At 60.4% G+C, this 24446-nt stretch carries 22 protein-coding genes and 1 pseudogene; 18 read left to right on the top strand and 5 right to left on the bottom strand.

The genetic code is table 11. From position 1 onward, the window contains the following. Window positions 1-11 precede the first annotated feature (11 nt). The 14 genes from FFA61_RS02670 (at window position 12) to FFA61_RS02735 (ending at window position 13253) form a co-directional block, all read left to right on the top strand. Complete coding sequence (locus tag FFA61_RS02670) at window positions 12-785, top strand: ABC transporter ATP-binding protein (RefSeq protein WP_040313498.1); 774 nt, start codon at window positions 12-14, stop codon at window positions 783-785. Then, on the top strand, window positions 782-1537 hold the full coding sequence (locus FFA61_RS02675) for an ABC transporter permease (RefSeq protein WP_005961877.1): 756 nt from the start codon (window positions 782-784) through the stop codon (window positions 1535-1537). The genes FFA61_RS02670 and FFA61_RS02675 overlap by 4 nt, the downstream gene beginning before the upstream one ends. Continuing rightward, the gene (locus FFA61_RS02680) at window positions 1534-2127 is read left to right on the top strand and encodes a TetR/AcrR family transcriptional regulator (RefSeq protein WP_005961875.1); all 594 of its coding nucleotides are present in this window, start codon (window positions 1534-1536) and stop codon (window positions 2125-2127) included. Before FFA61_RS02675 ends, FFA61_RS02680 begins: the two co-directional genes overlap by 4 nt. Before the next feature lie 394 nt (window positions 2128-2521). Then, on the top strand, window positions 2522-3571 hold the full coding sequence (locus FFA61_RS02685) for a PhoH family protein (RefSeq protein ID WP_005961873.1): 1050 nt from the start codon (window positions 2522-2524) through the stop codon (window positions 3569-3571). After that, the gene (gene ybeY, locus FFA61_RS02690) at window positions 3568-4017 is read left to right on the top strand and encodes an rRNA maturation RNase YbeY (protein WP_005961871.1); all 450 of its coding nucleotides are present in this window, start codon (window positions 3568-3570) and stop codon (window positions 4015-4017) included. Before FFA61_RS02685 ends, ybeY begins: the two co-directional genes overlap by 4 nt. Beyond that, window positions 4014-5333 carry a hemolysin family protein gene (locus FFA61_RS02695; RefSeq protein ID WP_005961869.1) on the top strand — a complete coding sequence of 440 codons (1320 nt, stop codon included), beginning with the start codon at window positions 4014-4016 and terminating at the stop codon, window positions 5331-5333. Before ybeY ends, FFA61_RS02695 begins: the two co-directional genes overlap by 4 nt. 4 nt (window positions 5334-5337) lie before the next feature. Next, a complete protein-coding gene (gene era, locus FFA61_RS02700) occupies window positions 5338-6627 on the top strand; it encodes a GTPase Era (RefSeq protein ID WP_040313681.1) in 1290 nt (429 codons plus the stop codon). Window positions 6628-7164: 537 nt separating this feature from the next. Next, window positions 7165-8919 carry a 2-isopropylmalate synthase gene (leuA, locus tag FFA61_RS02705; RefSeq protein ID WP_005961865.1) on the top strand — a complete coding sequence of 585 codons (1755 nt, stop codon included), beginning with the start codon at window positions 7165-7167 and terminating at the stop codon, window positions 8917-8919. A gap of 278 nt (window positions 8920-9197) precedes the next feature. Beyond that, on the top strand, window positions 9198-9932 hold the full coding sequence (recO, locus tag FFA61_RS02710; RefSeq protein ID WP_040313497.1) for a DNA repair protein RecO: 735 nt from the start codon (window positions 9198-9200) through the stop codon (window positions 9930-9932). Continuing rightward, window positions 9932-10753 (top strand): isoprenyl transferase, encoded by an 822-nt coding sequence (locus FFA61_RS02715; protein ID WP_005961861.1) that lies wholly within the window; start codon window positions 9932-9934, stop codon window positions 10751-10753. Before recO ends, FFA61_RS02715 begins: the two co-directional genes overlap by 1 nt. Window positions 10754-10993: 240 nt before the next feature. Further along, window positions 10994-11308 (top strand): hypothetical protein, encoded by a 315-nt coding sequence (locus FFA61_RS02720; RefSeq protein ID WP_005961860.1) that lies wholly within the window; start codon window positions 10994-10996, stop codon window positions 11306-11308. Then, window positions 11305-12291, top strand: coding sequence for a hypothetical protein (locus tag FFA61_RS02725; protein WP_005961859.1), 987 nt, complete (start codon window positions 11305-11307; stop codon window positions 12289-12291). Before FFA61_RS02720 ends, FFA61_RS02725 begins: the two co-directional genes overlap by 4 nt. 209 nt (window positions 12292-12500) lie before the next feature. Then, window positions 12501-12902, top strand: a complete 402-nt coding sequence (locus FFA61_RS02730) for a hypothetical protein (protein ID WP_131247149.1) — start codon at window positions 12501-12503, stop codon at window positions 12900-12902. Window positions 12903-12926: 24 nt separating this feature from the next. After that, window positions 12927-13253 (top strand): DUF4176 domain-containing protein, encoded by a 327-nt coding sequence (locus FFA61_RS02735; protein WP_005961857.1) that lies wholly within the window; start codon window positions 12927-12929, stop codon window positions 13251-13253. A gap of 216 nt (window positions 13254-13469) precedes the next feature. On the opposite strand, the gene FFA61_RS02740 is transcribed toward FFA61_RS02735, so the two are convergent. The 5 genes from FFA61_RS02740 to FFA61_RS02760 are packed head-to-tail and all read right to left on the bottom strand — an operon-like array spanning window position 13470 to window position 17080. Then, window positions 13470-13988: a hypothetical protein gene (locus FFA61_RS02740; protein WP_005961856.1), complete on the bottom strand. Its 519-nt coding sequence runs from the start codon at window positions 13986-13988 to the stop codon at window positions 13470-13472. Beyond that, a complete protein-coding gene (locus FFA61_RS02745) occupies window positions 13985-14377 on the bottom strand; it encodes a Fur family transcriptional regulator (RefSeq protein WP_040313495.1) in 393 nt (130 codons plus the stop codon). Before FFA61_RS02745 ends, FFA61_RS02740 begins: the two co-directional genes overlap by 4 nt. Before the next feature lie 47 nt (window positions 14378-14424). Next, window positions 14425-15366, bottom strand: a complete 942-nt coding sequence (locus FFA61_RS02750) for a metal ABC transporter permease (RefSeq protein WP_005961854.1) — start codon at window positions 15364-15366, stop codon at window positions 14425-14427. After that, window positions 15363-16196 (bottom strand): metal ABC transporter ATP-binding protein, encoded by an 834-nt coding sequence (locus FFA61_RS02755; RefSeq protein ID WP_005961853.1) that lies wholly within the window; start codon window positions 16194-16196, stop codon window positions 15363-15365. Before FFA61_RS02755 ends, FFA61_RS02750 begins: the two co-directional genes overlap by 4 nt. Further along, complete coding sequence (locus FFA61_RS02760; protein WP_005961851.1) at window positions 16193-17080, bottom strand: metal ABC transporter substrate-binding protein; 888 nt, start codon at window positions 17078-17080, stop codon at window positions 16193-16195. The genes FFA61_RS02755 and FFA61_RS02760 overlap by 4 nt, the downstream gene beginning before the upstream one ends. Window positions 17081-17642: 562 nt before the next feature. On the opposite strand from FFA61_RS02760, the gene FFA61_RS02765 reads away from it, so the two are divergent. The 4 genes and pseudogenes from FFA61_RS02765 to FFA61_RS02775 all read left to right on the top strand — a co-directional run bounded on the left by FFA61_RS02765 (window position 17643) and on the right by FFA61_RS02775 (window position 24349). Next, entirely contained in the window at window positions 17643-18542 is a 900-nt protein-coding gene (locus FFA61_RS02765; protein ID WP_005961849.1) for a helix-turn-helix domain-containing protein, read from the top strand. A gap of 193 nt (window positions 18543-18735) precedes the next feature. Next, window positions 18736-19032 (top strand): GyrI-like domain-containing protein, encoded by a 297-nt coding sequence (locus FFA61_RS02770; protein ID WP_207382551.1) that lies wholly within the window; start codon window positions 18736-18738, stop codon window positions 19030-19032. A 766-nt stretch (window positions 19033-19798) separates the two neighbouring features. After that, window positions 19799-20092 (top strand): annotated as a pseudogene (locus FFA61_RS09585) (hypothetical protein); the annotation flags it as partial. A gap of 870 nt (window positions 20093-20962) precedes the next feature. Next, window positions 20963-24349, top strand: coding sequence for an NACHT and WD40 repeat domain-containing protein (locus FFA61_RS02775; RefSeq protein WP_175406553.1), 3387 nt, complete (start codon window positions 20963-20965; stop codon window positions 24347-24349). Window positions 24350-24446: the final 97 nt, after the last annotated feature.

Below are 24446 nucleotides of genomic sequence, written 5' to 3' on the forward strand. Positions count from 1 at the left end.
CAATTCATCGCATGATGAATTCATCGTGTGATGAACACATGGCAGGTTCTCGGACACGCACCGCAGTGGACATTCACGAACTCGAGATCATTCGCTCGAAGACCCGCATCCTCAACTCCATTACCGCAACAATCCACGCAGGCGAGATCCTCGGACTGCTCGGCCCATCGGGCTGCGGGAAGACCACCCTCATGCGCGCCATCATCGGTGCCCAGCGCATCCACTCTGGAAGCATCACCGTCTTCGGACGCCGAGCGGGGGACCGCTCCCTGCGCTCAAGAATCGGTTACGTCTCCCAAGACGCCGCCGTGTACCCCGATCTCAGTGTCTTAGACAACGTCACCTACTTCGCCACCCTCATGGGGGTTGGGCGCGCTGAAGCGCAAGCCGTCATCGAACTCGTCGGATTGGCCAAGCGCTCCCGCCAACTCGTCTCCAGCCTGTCGGGAGGACAGCGCTCACGCGCTTCGATCGCCTGCGCCCTCGTCGCAGATCCCGAACTCCTCGTCCTCGACGAACCGACCGTCGGCCTCGACCCTCTGACCCGGGAAGCCCTGTGGGACGCTTTTGATGATCTCGCACGCCAAGGGCACACCCTCATCATCTCCAGTCACGTCATGGACGAGGCGATGAGATGCGACAGGCTGATCCTCATGCGCGAAGGGCGCATCCTCGACATCTTGACCCCCGATGAGCTCCTCAAGAAAACGGAGAAGAGCAGCCCGGACGCGGCCTTCCTCGCCCTCGTTCGCGCCGACGCGGAGAATAAAGGAGACAGCGCATGAACACCCGCACCTGGTGGGCGACGAGTCGAAGAGTCCTCGCGCAACTGCTCGCCGATAAGCGCACCATCGGCCTCATGATGGCGGCTCCGCCCCTCCTTTTGACCCTGCTCTACTACATGTACAGCGAAATGCCGCTCATTCCCGGTTCACAAAGTCTTTTCTCAGGGATTGCACTCACGATGTTCGCCGTCCTTCCCATGTTCTTCATGTTCCTCATCACCTCGATCACCATGCAGCGTGAAAGGGCGAGCGGAACACTCGAACGCCTGTGGACGACGAATCTTCACCGCGCGGACCTCCTCTTCGGATATTCGAGTGCCTTCGTCGTCGTGGCAGTGATCCAAGCGGCGATCCTATGCACAGTCGGCTACTGCTTCCTCGGAGTGCAAACGCAGGGCAATCCCGGATGGGTTGTCCTCAACGCTGCGGCATGCGCCGTCGTCGGCGTATCTCTCGGACTCATGACCAGCGCATTTGCCCGCTCGGAGTTCCAGGCCGTTCAATTCATGCCCATCGTCGTGTTGCCACAGGTGTTCCTGTGCGGGCTCCTCGTGCCCCTGGAACACCTGCCGAGAATCCTTGAACGGATCGCCCTGCTCCTCCCCCTCACCTACGGGGTCAAAGCCATCGAGGCGGTGAAAACCCAGACGGAAGTCTCTTCCGACTACTGGGGGCCTCTCGCGATCGTCCTCGCCTGGGGAATCGGCTCACTCATCCTCGCCGCCCTCACCATGCCAAGGACAAGCGCATGAAAAGAAGCAAAGGCGAGGCCACGCGCGAAAGAATCCTCAACACCGCCCAGGCCGTTTTCGCTCAACTTGGCTACACCCAGGCCTCAGTTCGCCAGATCGCAGCTGCAGCAGGAGTCGACCAGTCCCTCGTCCACCATTACTTCGGGACGAAGAAAGCCCTCTACCTCGAGGCGACCCGCATCCCCTTCGACCCCGAAGATGTGGCGGCCGAGGCGATGGGCCGAGCGGACGAAGAACTGGGGGAGGCCATCATCGAGACGATCATCCGCCTCATGAACTCTCCGGCGGGCATCGCCCATCGCGCGCTCATCCGCTCGATGCTCGCTCCGAAGCGCGAACTCGGCGCGCTGAGGGACTACCTTGTCGAGTTCGTTCTCACAACCGTTGCCAAGCGCATCGGGGGTGATGAGAAGCAGGCCCGCCTGCGCGCCGGGATCATCGGCTCACAAGTCGGCGGTCTCATCATGGCCCGCTACATTGTGGGGATCGAGGTGATCGCAGCCCTGAGCGATGATGAAGTCATCGCGATCTACGGGCCGATCCTTCAGCGCCTCATCGAGATGCCGCTCGAGGCCGGGACTGCACAGTAGAGGAATGCACCGTAGAGGTTGATCTCTTCTCAGGGGGCAGATCTCTTACCCAGGTGCTGATCTCCTCGCGACCTTCTAAGAGGAATCCACCAGGTCCTCGTCCCAGTCCGCAATCCTTGCGACAGCGTGAAGAACGCACCATCTGCGAGGGCGCAATGCGCCTCATGGCCGCAATCCTTGCGACAGTGGGGAGAACCCGTGAGTAGCTCAACCCCCGAACCCTCCCTCCACTCCTTGCGATAGGAAGAACTAGAAACGGGGAAAGAAGATGAAGAAGAAGGTGAAGAAGCAGGGAGAAGGTGGGGAGGCTGCTCAGCGAAGAGATGAAGCTGAGGGAGCCCCGAAGGCCCTCGCTGCGTAGACTGAGGGGAGTACTCGAGACTTCGGAGGGCCAGTGACTGATCAAGACGCGCCGCGCGACATCGCGACGACACGCCACATCACGATCCCGGCCGACCTCGATCCGCTTCTTCTGCTGGGAACCGCCGACCAGGTCCTGCGCTCCCTCGAACGAGGCTTCCCAAGAGTCTCCTTTCACGTCATCGGACGAGACATCGCGATCAGCGGCCTTGCATCCGAAGCAGGGGTCGCTGCTGAACTCGTCGAAGAACTCATCGCCCTGGCCCGCACAGGCCATCCCCTGGAAGCCCCGGCCGTTGACCGGGCGATCTCCCTTCTCGGACAGATGGGACTGAGGGCCTCCCCGAAAGAAGAGATCCTGTCCGTTCGGGGCCATTCGATCTGCCCGAAATCTGAAGGACAACGCGCCTACGTCGAAGCAATTGATCGATCAACTATTGTCTTCGGGATCGGCCCGGCCGGAACGGGGAAGACCTACTTGGCAATGGCTCAGGCGGTCCAGCGTCTCCTCTCTGGTGAAGTCAAACGCATCGTCTTGACCCGTCCAGCGGTCGAGGCGGGCGAAAACCTCGGCTTCCTGCCCGGATCCTTGACCGATAAGATCGACCCCTACCTGCGGCCCCTCTACGACGCCCTGCAGGACATGCTTGACCCTGAAGTCCTCCCCAAACTCATGGCCGCGGGAACGATCGAGGTCGCCCCACTTGCTTACATGCGCGGACGCACCCTCAACGACTCCTTCATCATTCTCGACGAAGCGCAGAACACCACAGCGAATCAGATGAAGATGTTCCTCACCCGAATGGGCTTCAACTCGCAGATCGTCGTCACAGGCGACGCCTCCCAGGTCGACCTCCCGGGCTCGGGACGCTCAGGCCTAGCCGCCATTGAGAAGATCCTCCACGGGATCGAGGGCATCGAGTTCTGCCGACTCACCAGCGCAGATGTCGTCCGCCATGAGCTCGTGGGGGAAATCATCGACGCCTACGGCCGCTGGGAGGACCGCATGGAGGAGAAACGGGCCCTGACGTCCCGCTCCCGAACACTTCGCCGCACGGATCGCCACCAAGGGGGACAAGGATGACCGAGGTCATCAACGAAACCGACTACGAGATCGACGGAGCCGAATTCGCGGCCCTCGCCGACCACGTCCTCACGAACATGCACGTCGCCACAGACGCCGAACTGAACATCCTCTTCATCGACCCGAAACCGATGGAAGACCTCCACATCCGTTGGCTCGACCTTCCCGGCCCGACCGATGTCATGAGCTTCCCCATGGACGAGCTGCGCCCCGGGACCGCCGATCGCCCCACTCCAACGGGCACACTCGGGGACATCTGCATCTGCCCGCAGGTCGCCGAGCAGCAGGCCAAGGACGCGGGGCACACGACCGTGGAGGAGATGCTCATGCTCGCCACCCACGGGATGCTCCACCTCCTCGGCTACGACCACGCCGAAGAAGATGAGAAGAAGGAGATGTTCGCCCTGCAGCGCACCCTCCTCCTCACCTTCCTCGCGACCCGATGACCAGCCCCTGGGGGGAGGGGATCCCCGCGGGCGCCCTCCTCGCTATCGGCGTCGCCGCAGCAGCCATCGCCTCTACCCTCCAGGCGCTCGATGTTGCCTTCCAGCGACTCTCCTTCGCGACCGTCGAGGACCTCGTCGAAGATGAGGCCCATCATGCGCTCCTCCTTTCTGCCCTCATTGAGCAAAGGACGAGGACGACCCTCGTCGTGCGAGGCTTTCGCACCTTCTGGCAGGTCGTTTTCTCAGTGTCCCTCACTCTTGCGCTCGCAGGACTCGGCTTGCCCTGGTGGGCGACGGGACTCCTTGCTCTCTCGTTCATCACCTTCTTGCATTTCGTGTTCATCTCCCTCTTGCCGAGCCGGTGGGGGGCTCGCAAGCCGGAGAGGATCGCACTTCGCGGAGCGCCCCTTACGACACGTCTCGTGAACGCGACCCACGTCCTCGACCCCCTTGTGCGTATGCTTCGCGGCAAGCTGCCTCAGGCGACTCAAACCGAAGCTGAAGCGCGCGCCGCAATGGCGAATGACCTTCGTGAAATGGTCGATCAGGTCGGCGAGACTGAGGGCTTCGAGGCGGAGGACAGGCAAATGCTGCGTTCCGTCCTCGACCTCGGGCACACCCTGGTGCGCGAGGTCATGGTTCCGCGAACCGAAATGGTGACCGCTCGCGCGAGCCTTTCGGCCCGCAAGGCCCTGCGTCTTTTCGTACGCTCGGGTTTTTCTCGAATTCCTGTCGAAGGCGATGATGTTGACGACATTCGCGGCATCCTCTATTTCAAGGATGTTGTTCAGCGTCTTGAGACTTATGGTGCGGATCTTGATCAGAACGCCGAACAGATGATGCGCCCCGTCGAGTTCACCGTCGAGATGAAGCCCGCGGATGATCTGCTGCGTCTCATGCAGGCTGAGCACTTCCACATGGCGATCGTCATTGACGAGTACGGTGGCGTCGCCGGCCTCGTCACCTTGGAGGACCTCATTGAGGAGGTCGTCGGTGAACTCACCGATGAGCATGATCGTGTGATCCTCGAACCCGAGGATCTTGGAGATGGGTTGTGGCGGGTGCCGACGCGTTTTCCGATCTCTGAGCTCGGTGAACTCCTGGGGATGGAGCTCGAGGACGAGGACGTCGACTCGGTTGGTGGCCTGCTCGCCAAAGCCATTGGACGAGTCCCCCTTCCCGGTGCGATCGGCACCATCGGGGGTGTGAAGCTCAAGGCGGAGGAGGCGAGGGGGCGGCGCCGCCAGGTCGGTACGATTCTCGCTGAGCGCAGTGAAGGCGATAATGAAGACCCTGGAACCGGCAGTGAGGACTGAAGACATGCGATTCCCCAGTGACGACGAGCTCATGGCGGGACCGAACGCCTTCGAAGGCATCGAGTTCGACGAAGAGACGCTTTCACGCCTTGAAGCCGGTGAAGATGTGGAGGCAGTGGCCTCCGTTTCGAGCGAAGAGAAGACCGCTAGCACACTCGAGGAGCAGCCCGCCGACGGGAGCACTGACGAGGGCTTTTCCGACAGCGATGACGAGGCCGCCGACGAGGGTGCTTTCGAGGACGATGACGAGGCCGCCGCCGACGAAGCGGCCGACTGGGATGAAGACTGGGAGGAGACAGACCCGGATGAGGTTTTCGCCCGTCTTGAAGATCTGAAAGGCCTGCGCGAGGACGCCAATGCGGGAGCGGGCCTCATGATGCCCGAATATCCTAAGGACTTCCGCGCGGGATTCGTGTCGATCGTCGGGCGCCCGAATGTCGGCAAATCAACCCTGACGAACGCCCTGGTCGGCCAGAAGATCGCGATCACCTCGGGTCGACCGGAAACAACGCGCCACAACATTCGCGGCATCGTCCACAAGGAGAACTCGCAAATCGTCCTCGTCGACACCCCCGGATATCACCGGCCCCGGACCCTGCTCGGCAAGCGCCTCAACGACATGGTGCGCGAGGCCCTCGCCGAAGTGGATTGCGTGGTCTTTTGCCTTCCCGCGGATCAGCGCATCGGACCGGGCGACCAGTTCATCGCCCGTGAACTGCGAGATGTGCGCCGACCGATCATCGCCGTCGCAACGAAGGCGGATCTTGTCAGCCGGGATCGTTTGATGAAGCACCTGCTCTCCATTGACGCCATGGGGGACTTCGCGGCGATCGTGCCGGTGTCCGCGCACACGGGCGAGGGCGTGGACATCCTCTCCGATGTGCTGAGCCAGAACGTTCCCCTCTCCCCGCCCCTCTACCCGGCCGGAGATGTCACCGACGAATCCCGAGACACTTTGATCGCCGAGTTCATTCGCGAGGCCGCTCTTGAGGGGGTGCGTGATGAGCTTCCGCATTCCCTTGCCGTGCAGGTCGAAGAGATCATCGACCGTCCGCAACGCGAGGGGGATACTCGTCGGCCTCTTGTCGATGTGCACGTCAATGTGTATGTGGAGCGCGACTCTCAAAAAGCCATCATCATCGGCAAACGCGGTTCGCGTCTCAAAGAGATCGGCTCGCGTTCGCGTCCGCTCATCGAGGAGCTCTTGGATAAGAGGGTCTACTTGGATCTTCACGTGCGCACAGCGAAGGACTGGCAGTCCGACCCGAAGATGCTCGGACGCCTCGGGTTCTAAGGCGCGGTGCGGCCCTCCCATCTCTTTCGGGGAAGTGGCTGACCGCCTGCCCTAAGCGCCGGTATCCCAGGGTTCTTCCCTTTCTCCTGGGGAAGTGACCTTGCGTTGTCCGAAACTGGGGATGTCGGGCTGAGCGGAAGCCTTCGCGGCCATTCAGTCATCGCAGGTCATTGCAACTGCCGCCCGCGCGCAAGGTTGCGCAGCCTCCAAGGGGCGGCGTCCACGCGCAAGGCAGCGCACACACCCGGGGCAGCGCGTTGGACATGTCGCCGAGCGCGTCGCTGTGCTGGTAGCGCCCACCTGCGCAGGGGCAGCGCACATAGAGTGATCCCAAGATCCACACGCAAAACAGTGTCCACATTGCGCGCGGCGGCTGCATGTGATGTAGATCGCCCCCTACAGTGGGACCATGCGACGAATGGAAACTCTCCTTCTTCTTCGCCGCGACGAGGCCTGAAGGGGTCGGAAACTCGTCGCGGCTGATGTCGTGTCCGGCCCCGAGGCCTCAGGCGAATCCACGACGAAGGAGACATCACTGTGAAAACCACTGGCAGCGTTCCCACCCCCGGCTTAAGCGGAATGCCGTTCGCGAAATACCGCCCGTTCCTCGATACGAACCCGATCTCAGTGCCCGATCGGCGCTGGCCCGATCAGCGCCTGACAAAAGCTCCGCGCTGGATGTCAACGGACCTTCGAGACGGCAACCAGGCACTCATCGAGCCGATGGACTCGATGCGCAAACGGAAAATGTTCGACCTGCTCGTCAATCTCGGATATAAGGAGATCGAGATCGGCTTTCCCGCCGCATCTCAAACCGACTTCGACTTCGTGCGTTCTCTCATCGAGGCCGAGGCCGTACCGGAGGACGTGACGATCTCCGTGCTCACGCAGTCGCGTCCTGAGATCATTGAACGGACCCTCGAAGCCCTTGTCGGTTTCCCGCGCGCTACCGTCCACCTGTACAACGCGACCTCACCGCTGTTTAGAGAACTCGTGTTCCGCAACGATAAGGCACAGACCGTCGACCTTGCGGTCTCCGGTGCCCGCGAGGTCATCGCACAGGCGGAAAAACGCCTCGGCGATGAGACGATCTTCGGGTTCGAATACTCCCCGGAGATCTTCATCGACACTGAACCCGAGTTCGCCCTTGAAATCTGCGAGGCCGTCATGGATGTCTGGCAGCCGGAAGCGGATCGCGAAATTATCCTCAACCTTCCTGCGACCGTTGAACGCGCCACTCCGAATGTGTACGCCGACCAGATCGAATACATGTCGCGCAATCTCTCACGCCGCGAACACATCGCACTCTCCGTGCACCCGCACAACGATCGGGGCACTGGCATCGCCGCCGCCGAACTCGCACTCCTCGCCGGAGCGGATCGGGTTGAGGGCTGCCTGCTCGGACAGGGCGAGCGCACAGGCAATGTTGATCTGGTGACTCTTGGCCTCAACCTGTTCAGCCAGGGCATTGACCCGGGGATCGACTTTTCGCGCGTCGACGAGATCCGTGAAACCGTCGAGTTCTGCACTTCGATGCCGACCTCGCCCAGAGCGCCCTACGTTGGCGACCTCGTTTACACCTCCTTCTCTGGTTCTCACCAGGACGCCATTAAGAAGGGCTTTGCGGAACGTAAGAAGCGTGTGGAAGCGGCTGGTGGGGACGAGAACGCGGTCGTCTGGGAGCTCCCGTACCTGCCGATCGACCCCCATGATGTGGGCCGCTCCTACGAGGCCGTTGTCCGTGTGAACTCCCAATCCGGCAAGGGCGGCGTCGCATACCTCATGTCGGCGACTCATAATCTGGAACTGCCCCGCCGCCTCCAGGTCGAGTTCTCCCGCATCGTTCAGCGTCATACGGATGAGTTCGGCGGGGAGATCGACGGCGATGCTCTGTGGAGCATCTTCGCCGACGAATACCTGCCGTATTCTTCCGCGAAGGGGCTCACTCGCTGGGGCCGCTTCGAATTGGGTCCTTCGCGCGTGCTGACTTCGAGTGACAATCATGTTGAACTCAACGCGGTCCTCAACGATGGGGGAGCCGCGATTGAGATTTTCGCGACCGGCTCGGGCCCGATTGACGCCTTCGTTTCGGCGTTGCACGATCTCGGCCTCGATGTGAGGGTTCTCGACTATTCAGAACACGCGATGAGTCAGGGCCGTGACGCGAAGGCTGCGGCCTATGTCGAAGCTGTTGTCGATGGGCAGATCGTGTGGGGTGTCGGTATTGACTCGTCGATCACTCAGGCGTCGTACAAGGCTGTGATTTCGGCGGTGAATCGCGCCCTGCGCTGAGCGGGGAAGAATGCTCAGCGCTGAGCGGGGAAGAGCGCCCAGCGTTGAGTAGCGAAGCGAAGCGCGCTCGAGTCCTCCGGGATCACCTTCACGCATAGCCGTGCGCTGAGCGTGAATCACCCATTGCGTTGAGTAGTGAAGCGCCACGCTGAACTGTGAGCCCTGGCCGCCCTCGGTGAGTGAATCGACGAGGGCGACCAGGGCTTGCGTGAAGGAGCCCCTCTTGTGGCGCGCCCCGAGGCGCGCCCGCCCCTCGTCAATGGGACAATACCGGGGTGATGAGAAGCTATCGGGACGAGGCGATAGTCCTGCGCACCCACAAACTGGGTGAAGCGGACCGCATCATCACCCTGCTCACCTCCGAGCATGGGCTCGTGCGCGCAGTCGCGAAGGGAGTGCGCCGAACCTCCTCGAAGTTCGGTTCCCGAGTTGAGCCCTTCGGCGTCGTCGACGTCCAAATCGCGAAGGGCCGCAGCCTCGACATCATTACTCAGGTTGAGGTCATTAGCGTCCACGCAGACGCGCTCGCCTCCAACTTCGAGTTGTATACGCGCGCCTCCGTCATGGTTGAAACCGCTGAGAAACTCACCCAGGACTCGGATGAGGGGGCGCGCTCCCAGTACTTGCTCCTCGTCGGTGCCCTCTTCGCCCTCTCACATGTGCGCCACGACCCCTCCCTGATCCTCACTTCATACATTCTGCGGGCCCTCGCGATCGCAGGTTGGGCGCCCTCCTGCTTCGATTGTGCGATCTGCGGCGCCCAAGGCCCCCACTCCTCCTTCTCTATTCACGAGGGCGGGGCCGTGTGCGGACAATGCCGACCCGCGGGAGCGGCGGCTCCCGCTCCTGAGACCATGACCCTCATTGGCGAGCTCCTCTCAGGGGATTGGGCGCGTGCCGACACTGCCGAGGGCTTCGCCAGGAACGAGGCGCACGCCCTCGTCTCCTCCTATGCTCAATGGCACGTGGAACGCAGGATCCACTCTCTGCGAGTCCTGGAAAGGAGCCGATGATGCCTTGTACTCGACCGACCCCGATGGATCGCGCCGGAGGGGACCCGAATGGCAGGCTCACCGGCCCGGGGGAGTGGCATAGACAAGCCCCAATCTTCGCCCGCAATGAGGTGCCCGCGCATGTCGCCCTCGTGATGGACGGGAATGGGCGTTGGGCGAACTCCAGGGGCCTTGCCCGGACCGAGGGGCACCGGGCCGGAGAATACGCGCTCATGGACACGATCGCCGGCGCGATTGACGCGGGCGTGCGCTACCTGAGCGTGTACACCTTCTCCACGGAGAACTGGAAGCGCAGTCCCGCTGAGGTTCGCTTCATCATGTCCTATGCCTCCGATGTCTTGGCCCGCAGGACTGGACAGCTTGACGAGTGGGGGGTTCACGTCCGTTGGGCGGGTCGGCGTCCTCGTTTGTGGAAGTCCGTGATTGATGCTCTTGAGAAGGCGGAGGCTCACACTCATGCCAACACGACCCTTGACCTTGTGATGTGCGTGAACTATGGGGGGCGCGCAGAGATCGTTGACGCCGTCAGGAAGATTGGGCACGAGGTCGCCGCCGGACGTTTAAGGCCCGAGGGGATCACCGAGAAGTCTTTCGGGCATCGCCTCTACTTGCCTGATGTTCCCGATGTGGACCTGATGATTCGCACTTCTGGTGAAAAGCGGATCTCCAACTATTTGCTCTGGCAGCTCGCCTACTCGGAGATGATGTTCGTCGATACGCCGTGGCCGTCTTTTGACAGAGAAGCCTTGTGGGATTGTCTTTTGGAGTATGCGGGGCGCGATCGGCGTTTCGGTGGCGCGGTCGATGCCCTGGGCTCTTGAGGGGTTTGTAGTTTCTTGACCGGTGCCATGCCCGCAAGCTCATCCGCTGGTGGATCGGCCATCTTGCTGCTCCCTGGAAGAGGACATTGCCCTCGTGTCGAGTCTTCGCGAGCACAGTTATTGACCTGAAGCGCGATGCAGATGATTGAATCCCTAGGTTGAGTTTTCGCGAGCACGCTCGTTGAAGGTCGAGAACGCTGACGATTGAGCAGAGCAGGGGCGGACAGATAGAGTGTGAGAATGACAGATCTCATCATCAATGGGGCGGCGCTTTCGAGAGCTCGGAACGAACTGAGTGTGAGCGCAGAGGACTTGTGCGCACTTCAGGTTCCAGATCTTGGTGAGATGGTTCTGGCAGCGGCACCCGGATCAGGTATGGAAGTGAATTATGCGAGGGTGCGCGATGCCCTCATGGAACTCACGAGGGAAGCTGCGGCTCGACTTGTCGAAACCGCTGATGCGATCGCCGCATTCGAATCCGATATGGAAACCACTGACGCTCAAATTGAGGGACACGGGCGCGGCCTTCTTCAAAGTATCGGAGGGGAGCGATGACAACGTGGAGTGATCTTCTCACCTGGGATCCTGAGCCCCTCCGCCAGGCCTCAGCAGAATTGACGATGACGGCTCGAAGAATCTACACGGTCGCGGACGACATTGGGAATGCCCGACCATCCGGAGACGAGTGGAGTGGGAAGAGTGCAGATGCCGCAAGGCGCAAGCTGTCAGATCTGTCGAATGCTCTCGGCGAACTTGCCTCGCAGATCGACAAGACAGCACAGGATCTTGACACGGATGCAGCGCAGGTTGATCGCACGAGGAACAACGTTCGCAGTGCCCTCGACTATGCGGCCTCGCGTGGTCTAACGATCACAGCTGAAGGTTCGGTCGTCGCGCCACCGACTGCTGATGATGCGGCGAGTGTCCATAGTGACCTTGATGAGTGCGCGCGCCTGGTCCAACGGGCGATTGATGCCGCCGCAGAATTCTTCCGATCGTCGACCTGCCTTCAATTCTCTCAGGCAGTGCGGAGCTTCCTCTTCGAACTAGGAAAAGCTCTCGTGCAGGACCACGTTGCTCAGAGGATTGCTGAGGGCATTGCTTCCGCGATCGCCGCAGTGACACCATCTTGGGCAGGGGCTGGAGCGCTCGTTGGCGGTGGCGTCGCAACGGTTTCCATTCCTGACCCTGCCTTGGTCAAAGCCGCGGGAGGCTTTCTCAAATTCGGCGCGGTTGGTATTGGCGCGGCCATAGACTTCACTGGGCAAATGCAGGCGGTGAGAGCCGGGCAGCAGGATGTCGGTGACGCTGTCATTAAGACGGCGGCTCATACTGGAATCGGCATTGGTTCGGCCGTTGCAGCCGGTGCGATTATGGGGTCGGTCTTTCCCGGTGTCGGAACGGTTGTCGGCGCGCTCGGCGGTGCTGTCGTAGGTTCGGTCCTGTCAATTGCTGGGTCGGGGCTCTTTGATGCTGCTTACGATGCTCTCGGGGGCTGGAAGGGCATTGGGAACGCAATTCTCGGGCGGTGGAGGTGAATTATTTTGTGATGTCCGAAAGCACTCCGAAGAGCGGGGGGGTTGTCCTGCGCCGCAGAGATCTTTTCCCAATCGGGCAGTATTACGGCAGAGCCGTGTTTGTTGGGGTAGAAGATGGCGTGCCGTACTTACTTTCAGCTGAGCGAAGCTTTTCGGGACCCCACGCGGCTTCAATCGGCGCATGGGCTGGTGCTTTTGTCCTTTCTCCCGTGCTCTCCCTTGTTGCTTCAGCCCTTCTCGGCGGAGAACCCACGCTAGGAACGCTTCTCCTCGTAGTTGGCCTCGCTGCCCTCCCAGTTGCCGCTGTCATCGAGTTCGGTGCGGTTCGTCAAAGCCTCGAGCTTGAGCGCTCGGAAATCGAAACTCGAGCTCTGCTCGACCTCCTAGTGCGTTCTCGTCCACAGGGCCAGATTCTCGCATTGCTCGCCCCCGCTCATTTTGTTCTCTTCATCGTCCTTGCCGTGTTCGCCGCTTCGACGGCTCGGGTAGATCACCTCATCGGTGCTGCCTTCGCTCTCGGTCTTGCACCAATGTCTGTTTACGCGGCGCGTGCCGCGCATCATCGTCATCAATGGGGCCGTCGGTGGAGCCAGACCCTCCGATCCACATAATTCACCCCACTGAAAGGAATAGATATGTCGGTTTCAACGCTTCGCCCGCTCTTGCCGCTCGGTTCTGTCGTTGTTCTCCACAACGGTGATGTCAAACTGATGATTATCGGGCGCGTCCCCCTCTATCGGGATGAGAGTATTTTTGGCTACTTCGATTACATGGCGATGAGATACCCGGTCGGTTTGACTGAAGACTCGGTCGCATACTTTAACGCCGAGGACATCGCGGAGGTGCTTTTCGAAGGTTTCGCTGATGAGGAAGATGAGGCTATCCAAACGGCCTACACCTCGGCCCTTGCCTCAGGCGGAATTCCTTACCAACGACTGAACACCGCCGATATTCGCTCCTAGTCTTTCAAGAACGTCGAGCTGTGTCCTTACTCGATGACGAGTTCCAATCGGAGTGTTGGTCCTTTGTGTAATCACTGGTGGAGTGCGAGGCTCAAGCCTCAGTTACTCTGCCGCGCGGTGCGGAGCAGACAAGGTGATTCCCGGCGTTGGGACTGACACGCCGACTGCACCCACCCTCCCACGATTGGATGCACTCTACCTTGGTTGGATGCGCCTTCAGTCGATTGCGGGCCTGGGAGCCGGGGCGAGTGCACCGCGCTTGCGGCGGCGTAGGAGGATTCTCGTGACGAGGGCGAGGACGAGGACGAGGATAGTGACTCGGCCCGCGGTTGAACCTGCGATGGCGGCGATTGCCGCTGTCCAGATTGCCAGAAGCCCCAGCCCGTAGAGCAGGGCCCAGAGGACGCAGCCGGGGAGCATGGCGAGAGTGTATGTTCGCCATTTCATCGCGACGATGCCTGCACCGGCGTTCACTGCGGTTTGAACACCGACGGTGAGGAAGCTCAAAGGGATGAGGATCATTCCCCAACGGCCCAAAAGCGTGGCACCTTTACGTGGGATCGGACCTTCGAACCAGCGACCGATCGCCCCCACGATGCCTTGGCGATGCGAGGCGGAAAGAGCACCCCTGGCAGTCAGGCGTCCCAACCAGTAGGTTCCTTGTGCGCGGAAGAATACGGCGAAGAACAAGAAGATGAACAGGTTTGGCCCAGAAGCGGCCCATTCGGGAATCATTCAGCAGACCTCGTACATTTCGAACACAGACCGAAAAGCTCCATCGAGTGGGAGACATCGGTGTAACCATGGGCGGCCGCGACTTCACTGACCCAGGATTCGATCTCGTGCTGCGCGATCTCCGCTGCGGCACCGCAATTGCGGCACACGAGATGATGATGGTGTTCGGTCGACTTGCAGTGGCGGAACAGGGACTCGCCCTCGGCGGAGCGAAGGACATCGACTGTGCCCTCATCGGCGAGGGACTGCAGATTGCGGTACACGGTCGCAAGGCCGACGCGCTGGCCTTGCGACTGGATGTCTTCGAAGATCTGCTGCGCGGAACGGAAGTCGTTCACCCGGGATAGCTCGGCGAATACCGCTTGAAGCTGCTTCGTCATTCTCTGCATAAGGTAACCCTTCTCTTCCTCTCCACAGGGAGCATACCCGGCACGGCTCATACCCGCTCTGCGGGTTCGTTGTGGTGAGCGAGCTCAGGGTGCTCCGCGGAGGCTCTGACCTGGCGCATACGGGTGGCCCGCTGCTTCGCATCGATAATGGTGCGCACCGCGAATCCGAGCGCGTAGATGCCGATGGCGAGAACAACGATCGAGGCCCCGGGTGAAAGGTCCACGAAGTAGGTGAAAGATAGGCCCGTGATGCAGATGAGTGCGCCGTACACCATGGAACGCGCCATTGTCGCCATGAAAGAACGGGCGCTGAGCTGCGCAATGGCGACGGGGATCACCATGAGGGCGGAGACGAGGAGGGAGCCGACGACGCGCATGGCGATAGCGACGGTTAGCGCCGAAAGAATGGCGATCACCATCGACAATCCCCTCACGGGCAGGCCTGTGGAGCGGGCGAAATCCTCGTCGTTCGTCACAGAGAAGAGAGCCGGGGCGATACCAACGCCGACCAGCAAGATGAGAACGGAAAGCGTCGAGATAATGAGGATGTCGTCCCAGGTGACGGTTGCGATCGAGCCGAAAAGATAGCTGTTGAGCTGTGCGGAGGTACCGCCCGCCAGACCGATGAGGAGCACTCCGCCTGCGATTCCCCCGTAGAACAGCATCGCGAGGGCAACATCGGCGGAGGTGTGGCCCGACTGGCGGATCAACTCGATGGTGATCGCGCCCAGCACGGAGACGATCATCGCGCCGGGAAGGGCCCAAGAATCCTGGGGAGTCGCATTCGCGAAAGTGCCCGCGAGCCAGCCCAGTGCTACGCCTGTGAGGGAGACATGACCGATCCCGTCGCCGAGCATCGCGAGGCGCCGGTGAACCAGGTAGGTGCCCATGACGGGGCCGGAGAGGCCGACCAGGAGCGCGGCGATGAGGGAGCGCTGCATGAGGGAGGAGGAGAGAAGAGAAATGAGTCCTTCGATGATGGTGCTCATTGCGCCCCCTTCAAGATGTCGTCGACGAGGGCGGGGCCAGTGGGGGCCGTCGGGTGAGCGTGGTGGTGTCCGCCTTCGTCTGCGTGCTGCTCATGATCGTCGAGGACGTGGGGGGCGCCGTCGTAGCTGATGTGTCCCGATCCGATGTGGAGCTCTCGGTCTAGGAGGGGGCCGAGTTCTCCGAGTTCGTGGAGGACGACGAGGATCGTGGTTGTGGCGTTTTTCGATTCTGAGACAATCTGGGCGAGTCTTTCCCTGGAGGCCTGGTCGATTCCGGCCATCGGCTCGTCCATGATGAGAAGCTCTGGATCTCGTACGAGAGCCCGGGCGATGAGGACTCGCTGAGCTTGGCCTCCTGAGAGGATCGCAAGTGGGTCCTTCGCTCGGTGCGCGAGGCCGACCCTTTTGAGTGCGGCCATCGCTTTGTCCTTGTCTGCCGGGGAGTTCCACCATTTGCGGCGGCCGAGCAGTCCGGACATGACGACTTCGAGGGAGCTGGCCGAAATGGGGCCTCCGAGGCTGATGCGCTGGGGTACGTAGCCGATGCGCTTCCACGGGATGGCTCGCGAATCCTGGTTGTCCACGCCGAAGAGGCGGACCGAGCCTCGAGTGATGGGGGCGGTTGCGAGCAGAGCGTGCAGGAGGGTGGATTTGCCCGAACCATTCGCTCCGGTGAGGGCGACCGTCTGGCCGCTGGGGATGCTCAATGAGATGCCGTGCAGGACCAGGTGGGTGTCCCAGGCGACGTGGAGATCGTGAATATCGACGACGTTGGCGGGTGCCCCCAAGGCTGGGGCACCCGCCGGTGCTGTGAGTGAAATGGTTGTCACTTGCAGTGCAGGGCCGTGCGAAGTGCAGTGATGTTATTGCGCATGGCTGCCGCGTAATCCTCGTTCGGATTCACTTGGCTCTCAATCGGGTCGAGGACGGCGGTTTCGATTCCGAGGTCTTGTGCGAGGGTTTCGGCGACCTTCGGGTCGATGAGGGCCTCGGTGAAGATGGTGGAGACGCCCTGGGCTTTCACGAGTTCGGAGATCTCTTGCAAGCGAGCGGGGGAGGGGGAGGAATCAGGGTCGAGGCCGGAGATTCCCACTTGGGTCAGGCCTGTGCGGTCGGCGAGGTAGCCGAAGGCGGCGTGAGCGGTGACGAAGGTTGTGTGTTCGCAGGTCGCGGTGCCGGAGACGAGTTCGGTTCCGAGGTCTTTCATCGAGTGCGAGACATTCGCGGCGTTCGAGGTGTAGGTCTGTGCGTTCTTCGGGTCGGCGTCGGCGAGGGCCTGTCCGATCAGGGTGGCGGCCTGGCTCATGCGCTCCGGGTCGAGCCAGAAGTGCGGGTCGGTCGACATGTCGTGGTCGTGATCGTGATCGTGATCGGCCTTGTGATCGTGGTCGTGGTCGGCCTCGTGATCGTGATCGTGATCTGCATCGTGGTCGTGATCATCGACGTGGTTCCCCGAGTCGGAGACCTTGACGAGTTGAACAGCCGGCGCAACATCAATGACGGTCTTAGGGGCGTTGTGCTCGACGGCCTCGTCGACGGCACTCTGGAAGCCCTTGAGGTAGACGACGGCATCGGCTTTGCCGAGCTGGTCGACGCTGGCGGGGGAGAGTTCGAGGTCGTGCGGCTCGGCACCGTCTGGGGTGAGTGAGGTGACGGAGGTGAGCTCGCCGCCGATCTGTTCAGTCAGGTACTTGAGCGGGTAGAAGGAGGCCATCACTTTGAGTTGGCCGCCGGTCTGCGCCGTTGAATCGGAGGGGGTGGAAGCTGTGGGCTGAGAGCATGCGGTGAGGGAGGCTGCGGCGAGGGCGGCCGTGGCGAGCGCCAGGGAGCGTCTGATATTCGTGCCACCAGTTTCTTATTAATGGGAATCGTTGTCAAAAGGCAAGGGGTGTTGCATTGCTCTCGCTTTGCGCTGTTTCTTCAAGCAATTGCCTGCTCAATCGTGGAGTAGGGTTCGAAGACGCGTGAGACCGAGGCAGAGGACGAGGCTCCCCGAATCTTCCTCGCTCATCTTCGAGCTGCTGCCCTCGGACCTGGTGCACCGTGCCGTTCTTGAGCGGAGTCACTGTCATCACTGCACTGCGCTCTTGTCGTCAATAAGGATTGGGCCCGAAGAGGCTGAGGAGGAGAACTCAAGGCCAAATGCTACGGAAAGTAGCGAAAATTCGGGCTGATGTCAGCCAGAGTTGCTTGTTTCGCAAGCACTGTTTGACGAACATTGCCGACGATGACTCATCCGACCATGACGAATCTGACCACGACGAAGGAGAAGAACAATGAGCCTCGAAGCGCGAATCAAGAACCTGAGGAAGCAGTCCGGCATGTCGCAGGAGAGCATGGGCGAAAGGATCGGCGTCTCCAGACAGGCCATTACGAAATGGGAGAACGGCACGGGCGTGCCCGACGTGTCCAACCTGATCGCCATCGCCGAGCTGTTCCAGGTGTCCCTCGATGAGCTGCTCTCCGGGGAGAAACGCGAGAGGAAGCAGAGCGACTACCTTTTCGAGAGCAGAACCGAGTACGACCTCGATGGTGTGAAGGACTTCGATATCAACCTGGGCGGAGCCCATACAGTGACGATGAGCTCCTACGAGGGGGAGAAGGTCCAGGTGTCGCTCCTGTCGAACGTCCTGCGGGGCATTCAAGAGGACTACAAGGTCAAAATCGACGACAACAAGAGGGGCATCGATATTGACCTCGTGCGTCTCAAAGGTGCGAGCGAGGCTCAGGCGAAGGAGGGGCTCACGATCCAGATCCTCATCCCGCAGAAATATGCCGGGAACATTGAGCTAGCCGTGAACGCGGGAAAAGTCCAGGTCAATGGAATCGACAGCGACAAGGTTGAGCTGGGAGGCAAAATCTCCGAAATCGTTGTGCAGGACAACAGGGGAGTGTTCGAGATTGATTCGAATCTGGACATGATCGTGCGAGTCATGTCGCACGAGGGAGGCATCGAGATTAACCAGGTCTCCGCCACCTCGCGCATTCTCCTTCCCTCCGGCTACGGGTTCAGGGCCGTGCGCAAAGGCATCGCGACGTCGATCTCCTATGAATGTGACGGCAAGCCCGCCGATAACTTCTCGAAGGATGATGCCGAGAACTACATCGAGTTCAACGGGATCACAAGTGAACTGGTCATCGACATGCCGAGCCTCGCATCAGCCGCGCTCCAGTAGTGATGGCACCCAGCGAGTCCATGTGCCTTTGCGCTTGCATGCACATGGACTCGCTGGCTTCTCACCATGCGTGGGGATGCCGAGCACCCCGCTGCCTTCCCTTCTCTTGGGCATTCCTTTCCCCCAGTGAAGGTGTCGCCGCGATGCGCTCGTAGGCCCGGCGGAGCCGCGGGTGTTCCTTTCCCGAGTGGATGTGTCTGCTGTTGTGAGAGTGGAGGCGATTGCTCTGGGAGGTGAGCCCAAGCGGGTAGCGGCGCGAGAGCTGGGGCTTGACGTCGTCGAAGTCCCTGAGAACGAGTACGCGATCGTCAGGCTTGAGGGCCCGGTCCCCGAGTGCATCCACCGAGGATGGAGGTACGTGATGGAATCGTTCCTTCCCGAGCATGGGTATCGCCACTCGGGCGCTCCGGACTTTGAGGCCTACGGCCCCGGGGACATGTGTGCGACCGACTACGAGATGGAGCTGTGGGTACCCATCGAGAAAATGTAGGGGGTGGCAGCACCCCTGAATAGTGCGGGGCCACTGGCTCCTGTGGAGCGAATTCGAGCGTCGGTTTTCAGAACTCTCTCCTTCGTTCACCACAGTCCGGGCGCAACAGATTCCACGAACGAGGGCGCACCACCCTCGCCAGAGGGAAACTCCACCACAATCAGCGTCAGCTTATGTCTTTCAAGGCTCCTTGCGGCGTGTGGGCGCTTAGAACATTTTCAGGGGCTAATGGGGCTGTGAGTGCGCTGTCAACGCGGCATCCGGCTACCTGAAGAGGTCCCTCAACAATGGGCTCACAGCACCCCTCTTCGCCTTGGGTCGCATCAATCCGCGACATCTCGATGCCTGTTCCTTGGCCGTCGTCTCATCCTTCGAGCAGGAGCAGAGGGTGTCTGCTCCTGCTCACTGAGGAGGGGGCGAGAGTGTTGTGGGAGTCGAGTGCTCGCGTGGACGCAAACGAAGGGCTCCGTGAATGAGAAGAGGGTGAGCTTGGGCGGAGGGCTCAGGTGTGTGAGGGGTGAGTGCACGCCGCCGGGCAGTCTCGCAGGTGTCAGCGCGGGGCGTGGGTGCGGTCGATCGCAACCTGCGTGTAGGGCGGGGCGAGGGCGCATAGAGTCTCATCGGCATATGGCTGCAGTGGTTCACAGGGCCATAGAGGCGAGACGACAGATTCGAGGGGCATTCTATTCGGACTATATTCAGTCAATTCAGACATGTTGGCGCCGTCTTCCTGCTAGTATGGCACTGTTGGAAGGATGGTGTCGTGGTGAGAGTTTTAGATTTCGTCAGCGCGAGGGGTGCCATTCGGAGGCTTGAGGGTCTCTCATCTGCCAATTCAAAGGCCCTGGAGGTCGTCGTCGGCATGCTCGACGCGGAAGGTCGTGTCTTGGTTTCTGAGCTGTTTGAGAAGCTCTACCCCTATGAAGATAAGACTGCGAACCTGAATCGGAATCTCAACCGGCTCATGATGGCTGTGAACAAGGTTGCCGAAGAGCAGGGGGTGGCCTTCAGTATGTGCATCACTCCTAGCAAGCGCGGAGGAGCTAGCTCTCGATGGGTGTGGTTCGAGGGGCCTGAGTTGGAGAGTCCCCAATTTGATGCGGACGTCCTGAGGGCGATTCCTGAGGACCAGCTCGCAGAGCAGCGGGCTGTTGAGAGCGGGGTGCCGACGGTCGTGCTGTTGACATTCAATCCGAATGAAACTCGGGCCGTATGGAAGGAGTTCAGGGGTAGTGAGAAAGAACCGGACCGTCGCGTGGTCCGTGGTGAACGGAGCTACTACCACCTCGCGGACATCAGCGGAATGCGAATCATTCACGCGATCTCGGGACAAACGACAGGGGAAGCGCAGTACGCAGCCGTAGAAGCGGTACAGAATTGGAACCCGACTGAGGTCTACGCTGTGGGGATTGCCTTTGGTGTTGAGCCTGGGAGGCAACAAATCGGTGATGTTCTCGTGAGCGAAGCGATCCTCAACTATATGCATGTCCGGGTCGAGCCCAACGGCCATGATACGCAACGAGGATTTCCCAGGCCCGCATCAGACGTTCTTCTGTCAAGGGTGCGGGAGCTGGAGCATGCTCGCAGGGGACAGGAGGGGTGGCCGAGAATTCATCAAGGCCTCGTGCTGAGTGGCGATGCCCTGGTAGACAATAAGGAATATCGGGATGAGCTCAGGGCGAGACATGCGAGTATTGTTGGCGGAGAAATGGAGGGCTCCGGCATCGAGCGGGCATGTCGGGAAAAAACTCGCTGGTTGCTGGTTAAAGGGATCTGCGACTGGGCGGAAGAGAAGAATAATCCACATAAGGAACGAGACCAGAAAATTGCAGCCGGGCAAGCTGCAAAGGTTGTTCATGCCATCATTGAAAGAGGGACAACCGATTTACCGGCGCGCCGCCCTGTGAATTTAAGTCCGAGTGTCGCCACAATGGGAGATTTTGATCCCGTCTTCGCAGGCGGTGGTTTCATTGACGATCCTCGAGCGATGCCTGTGAGTTTGGACAAGCGGGAATCGACTCCCATTGATGAATCCGGACGGCCAATTCTGGAAGCCCTGCTCGAATGGGTGTCAGACCCGAAGGGGGAACAGTTCTTCGCTCTACTTGGCGAGTATGGCATGGGAAAAACGGTGACCTCCCAACGTCTTGCCAAAGAGCTGGAGAAACGACGAGAAAATGATCCGACCCTTCCCATCCCCCTCTACTTCGACCTTAAGAAGATCATCAGAGCAGACGACGCTTCCTCGCTGAGAGCGACCGTGGAGGTCTGTATGCGCGATGGCTGGCTCCCCAAGGAGTCGAAGCACTACACTTGGGATCGATTTGTCGCATGGTTGAGCGACTCGCCTTGTCTGGTGATTTTCGATGGGCTCGATGAATTGCTGGTCAAGTTCAATGAAAGGACGGGACTGGCTTTCACGCAGCAGCTCCTCGGCGTAATCGCCGTTGTGCCTTCAGAACTGAGATCGCAAACCAAAGTCATGCTCACCTGTCGGACGCAGTACTTCCCTACTCTCAGGGCTCAGAAGAATCACTTTCTTCTGCGGGACAGGACCGACCTTACTGCGCAGAGTTATCGGGCAATGACTTTGTTGCCGCTGACTGAAAAACAGGTGCGAAAGTATTTAGAAGCCGCAGTTCCATCCATCCCGGTTGATGTGGTGATGGAAACCATCAGAAATGTCCACAATCTGAGTGAGCTCTCGGAGCGGCCGTACACGCTCAAACTCATTTCAAAACAGATTCCAGAACTCGAGGATAGGCGTGCTTCTGGAGAGGCAGTATCGGGAGCCACCCTCTACGAACTGATGACAGAGGAATGGCTTGATCGTGATGACCTGAAGCACTACATTTCGCGCGAACATAAGCCGCTCTTGGTGATGGCTCTAGCCGCACACTTGTGGCGCTCTGGGACGAGTCTGCTGCCGGTCTCAGAGCTGCACGACTGGTTCCATGAATGGGTGGCCAGCGAAGCTCGGTTCCAGAGACGCTATTCAAACGCCGACGTTGAACGTCTCGAGGAGGATCTCAGAACCGCCACTTTCCTCAGTCGTGAAGACGCGCCAATTGCCGGCTTCAGATTCGCCCACACCTCCCTGTTTGAGTATTTCCTCGCCCGGCACCTCGCCGAGAGTGCACAGCGGAATGTGTGTGAAGGCTGGAAGATTCCCGTGCCCAGCCGTGAGACGCTCACCTTCCTCGGTGAACTGCTCCAAACAGAGTATTCCGATGCTCTTCAACAGCTCGCGCGTTGGCGGACCAGCTATCGGCCACAGGTGAGTGAGCTTCTCCTTGCCTACGCCCTTCACGCTCATCGACAGGGACTTCCAATGCCCCTTCTGCGGGGGATCAAACTTGATGGCGCTCAGCTCGATGAGATCGTGGTTCAGGGAAGCGCCAGCAGGCAACTTGATTTGACAGGTTCGAGCTTCGTGGGCTGTTCCCTAAGGCGAGCCGTCTTTCAGGAGGTGAATCTGAACCGTGCTGACTTCACGGATGCTCGTTTGACCCAGGCGACCTTCACCAACACCCGCAGTAAAGGCGCGTTGTGGCCGTCGGGCCATCCAGGGGCCACGTGGGCCTCTATGGGGGAGAAAATGACGAGTGTGCATCAACACGGGGAGATTATCCTCTCAACGCTCGGCTCTGGAGAGCTGGCTTTGTCGGCTGATGGTTCGCGTGTGGTCACCGGGGGATGGGATGGGTCTGTTCGTGTGTGGGATGTGGATTCTGGCGAGACTGTGAGTGTGCTGGAGGGCCATACGTCCTCCGTCGAATCGGTCGCGTGGTCGGTTGATGGTTCGCGTGTGGTCACCGGGGGGTTGGGTGGGTCTGTTCGTGTGTGGGATGTGGATTCTGGTGAGACTGTGAGTGTGCTGGAGGGCCATACCTTCGGCGTCGAAAAGGTTGCTGTGTCGGCTGATGGTTCGCGTGTGGTCACCGGGGAGGAGGATGGGTCTGTTCGTGTGTGGGATGTGGATTCTGGTGAGACTGTGAGTGTGCTGGAGGGCCATACCTCCTTCGTCGTCTCGGTTGCTGTGTCGGCTGATGGCTCGCGTCTGGCAGCCGGGGGGTGGGATGGGTCTGTTCGTGTGTGGGATGTGGATTCTGGCGAGACTGTGAGTGTGCTGGAGGGCCATACCTTCGGCGTCGAAAAGGTTGCTGTGTCGGCTGATGGTTCGCGTGTGGTCACCGGGGAGGAGGATGGGTCTGTTCGTGTGTGGGATGTGGATTCTAGCGAGACTGTGAGTGTGCTGGAGGGCCATACCTCCTTCGTCGTCTCGGTTGCTGTGTCGGCTGATGGTTCGCGTGTGGTCACCGGGGGGTTGGGTGGGCCTGTTCGTGTGTGGGATGTGGATTCTGGCGAGACTGTGAGTGTGTTGGAGGGCCATGCCTTTCCCGTCGTCTTGCTTGCTGTGTCGGCTGATGGTTCGCGTGTGGTCACCGGGGAGGAGGATGGGTCTGTTCGTGTGTGGGATGTGGATTCTGGCGAGACTGTGAGTGTGTTGGAGGGCCATGCCTTTGGCGTCGAAAAGGTTGCTGTGTCGGCTGATGGTTCGCGTGTGGTCACCGGGGAGGAGGATGGGTCTGTTCGTGTGTGGGATGTGGATTCTGGCGAGACTGTGAGTGTGCTGGAGGGCCATACCTTCGGCGTCGAAAAGGTTGCTGTGTCGGCTGATGGTTCGCGTGTGGTCACCCGGGGGTTGGGTGGGTCTGTTCGTGTGTGGGATGTGGATTCTGGCGAGACTGTGAGTGTGTTGGAGGGCCGTACCTCCCCCTTCTTCTCGCCTGCTGTGTCGGCTGATGGCTCGCGTCTGGTCACCAAGAGGTGGGGTGGGCCTGTTCGTGTGTGGGATGTGGATTCTGGCGAGACTGTGAGTGTGCTGGAGGGCCATACCTCCCCCGTCGTCTCGGCTGCTGTGTCGGCTGATGGCTCGCGTCTGGTCACCGGGGAGGAGGATGGGCCTGTTCGTGTGTGGGATGTGGATTCTGGCGAGACTGTGAGTGTGCTGGAGGGCCATACCTGTCCCGTCGTCTCGCTTGCTGTGTCGGCTGATGGCTCGCGTCTGGTCACCGGGGGGGAGGATGGCTCTGTCCGTGTGTGGGACGCAAAGAAAGGGGAGCTGCTGAGGACGGCCGTTCACACGCGGAGCGAGCCAGGGCATCCGGCTGGCTTTGCCTCATGGCGTCCAGGCCTTCCCATGATCGACGTGGTCGAGGGGGGTGCATGGCGTAAGCTGTGGATTCGCGATAAGAATAGTCGTGTGAGTCGCCCCGTCATTCCCGGTGTGTCCCACGAGCCTCCTGCGAACTGAGTGCCCCCAAAGCTTCCGGTGCAATTATCATCCACGCACTCCCAGCCTCGCCCAATTACGGGGCCGGGATGCAGGGCTCTTCCTAATCTTCGATAGG

The sequence above is a fragment of the Schaalia cardiffensis F0333 genome, from assembly GCF_005886435.1.
Lineage (GTDB): Bacteria > Actinomycetota > Actinomycetes > Actinomycetales > Actinomycetaceae > Pauljensenia > Pauljensenia cardiffensis.

What these genes read in the sequence shown, in the direction of transcription:
- FFA61_RS02670 (WP_040313498.1), top strand. Translation starts at nt 12, where the DNA reads ATGATGAATTCATCGTGTGATGAACACATGGCAGGTTCTCGGACACGC.
- FFA61_RS02675 (WP_005961877.1), top strand. Translation starts at nt 782, where the DNA reads ATGAACACCCGCACCTGGTGGGCGACGAGTCGAAGAGTCCTCGCGCAA.
- FFA61_RS02680 (WP_005961875.1), top strand. Translation starts at nt 1,534, where the DNA reads ATGAAAAGAAGCAAAGGCGAGGCCACGCGCGAAAGAATCCTCAACACC.
- ybeY (WP_005961871.1), top strand. Translation starts at nt 3,568, where the DNA reads ATGACCGAGGTCATCAACGAAACCGACTACGAGATCGACGGAGCCGAA.
- FFA61_RS02695 (WP_005961869.1), top strand. Translation starts at nt 4,014, where the DNA reads ATGACCAGCCCCTGGGGGGAGGGGATCCCCGCGGGCGCCCTCCTCGCT.
- era (WP_040313681.1), top strand. Translation starts at nt 5,338, where the DNA reads ATGCGATTCCCCAGTGACGACGAGCTCATGGCGGGACCGAACGCCTTC.
- recO (WP_040313497.1), top strand. Translation starts at nt 9,198, where the DNA reads ATGAGAAGCTATCGGGACGAGGCGATAGTCCTGCGCACCCACAAACTG.
- FFA61_RS02715 (WP_005961861.1), top strand. Translation starts at nt 9,932, where the DNA reads ATGCCTTGTACTCGACCGACCCCGATGGATCGCGCCGGAGGGGACCCG.
- FFA61_RS02720 (WP_005961860.1), top strand. Translation starts at nt 10,994, where the DNA reads ATGACAGATCTCATCATCAATGGGGCGGCGCTTTCGAGAGCTCGGAAC.
- FFA61_RS02725 (WP_005961859.1), top strand. Translation starts at nt 11,305, where the DNA reads ATGACAACGTGGAGTGATCTTCTCACCTGGGATCCTGAGCCCCTCCGC.
- FFA61_RS02735 (WP_005961857.1), top strand. Translation starts at nt 12,927, where the DNA reads ATGTCGGTTTCAACGCTTCGCCCGCTCTTGCCGCTCGGTTCTGTCGTT.
- FFA61_RS02740 (WP_005961856.1), bottom strand. Translation starts at nt 13,988, where the DNA reads ATGATTCCCGAATGGGCCGCTTCTGGGCCAAACCTGTTCATCTTCTTG.
- FFA61_RS02745 (WP_040313495.1), bottom strand. Translation starts at nt 14,377, where the DNA reads ATGCAGAGAATGACGAAGCAGCTTCAAGCGGTATTCGCCGAGCTATCC.
- FFA61_RS02750 (WP_005961854.1), bottom strand. Translation starts at nt 15,366, where the DNA reads ATGAGCACCATCATCGAAGGACTCATTTCTCTTCTCTCCTCCTCCCTC.
- FFA61_RS02760 (WP_005961851.1), bottom strand. Translation starts at nt 17,080, where the DNA reads ATGGCCTCCTTCTACCCGCTCAAGTACCTGACTGAACAGATCGGCGGC.
- FFA61_RS02765 (WP_005961849.1), top strand. Translation starts at nt 17,643, where the DNA reads ATGAGCCTCGAAGCGCGAATCAAGAACCTGAGGAAGCAGTCCGGCATG.
- FFA61_RS02775 (WP_175406553.1), top strand. Translation starts at nt 20,963, where the DNA reads ATGGGAGATTTTGATCCCGTCTTCGCAGGCGGTGGTTTCATTGACGAT.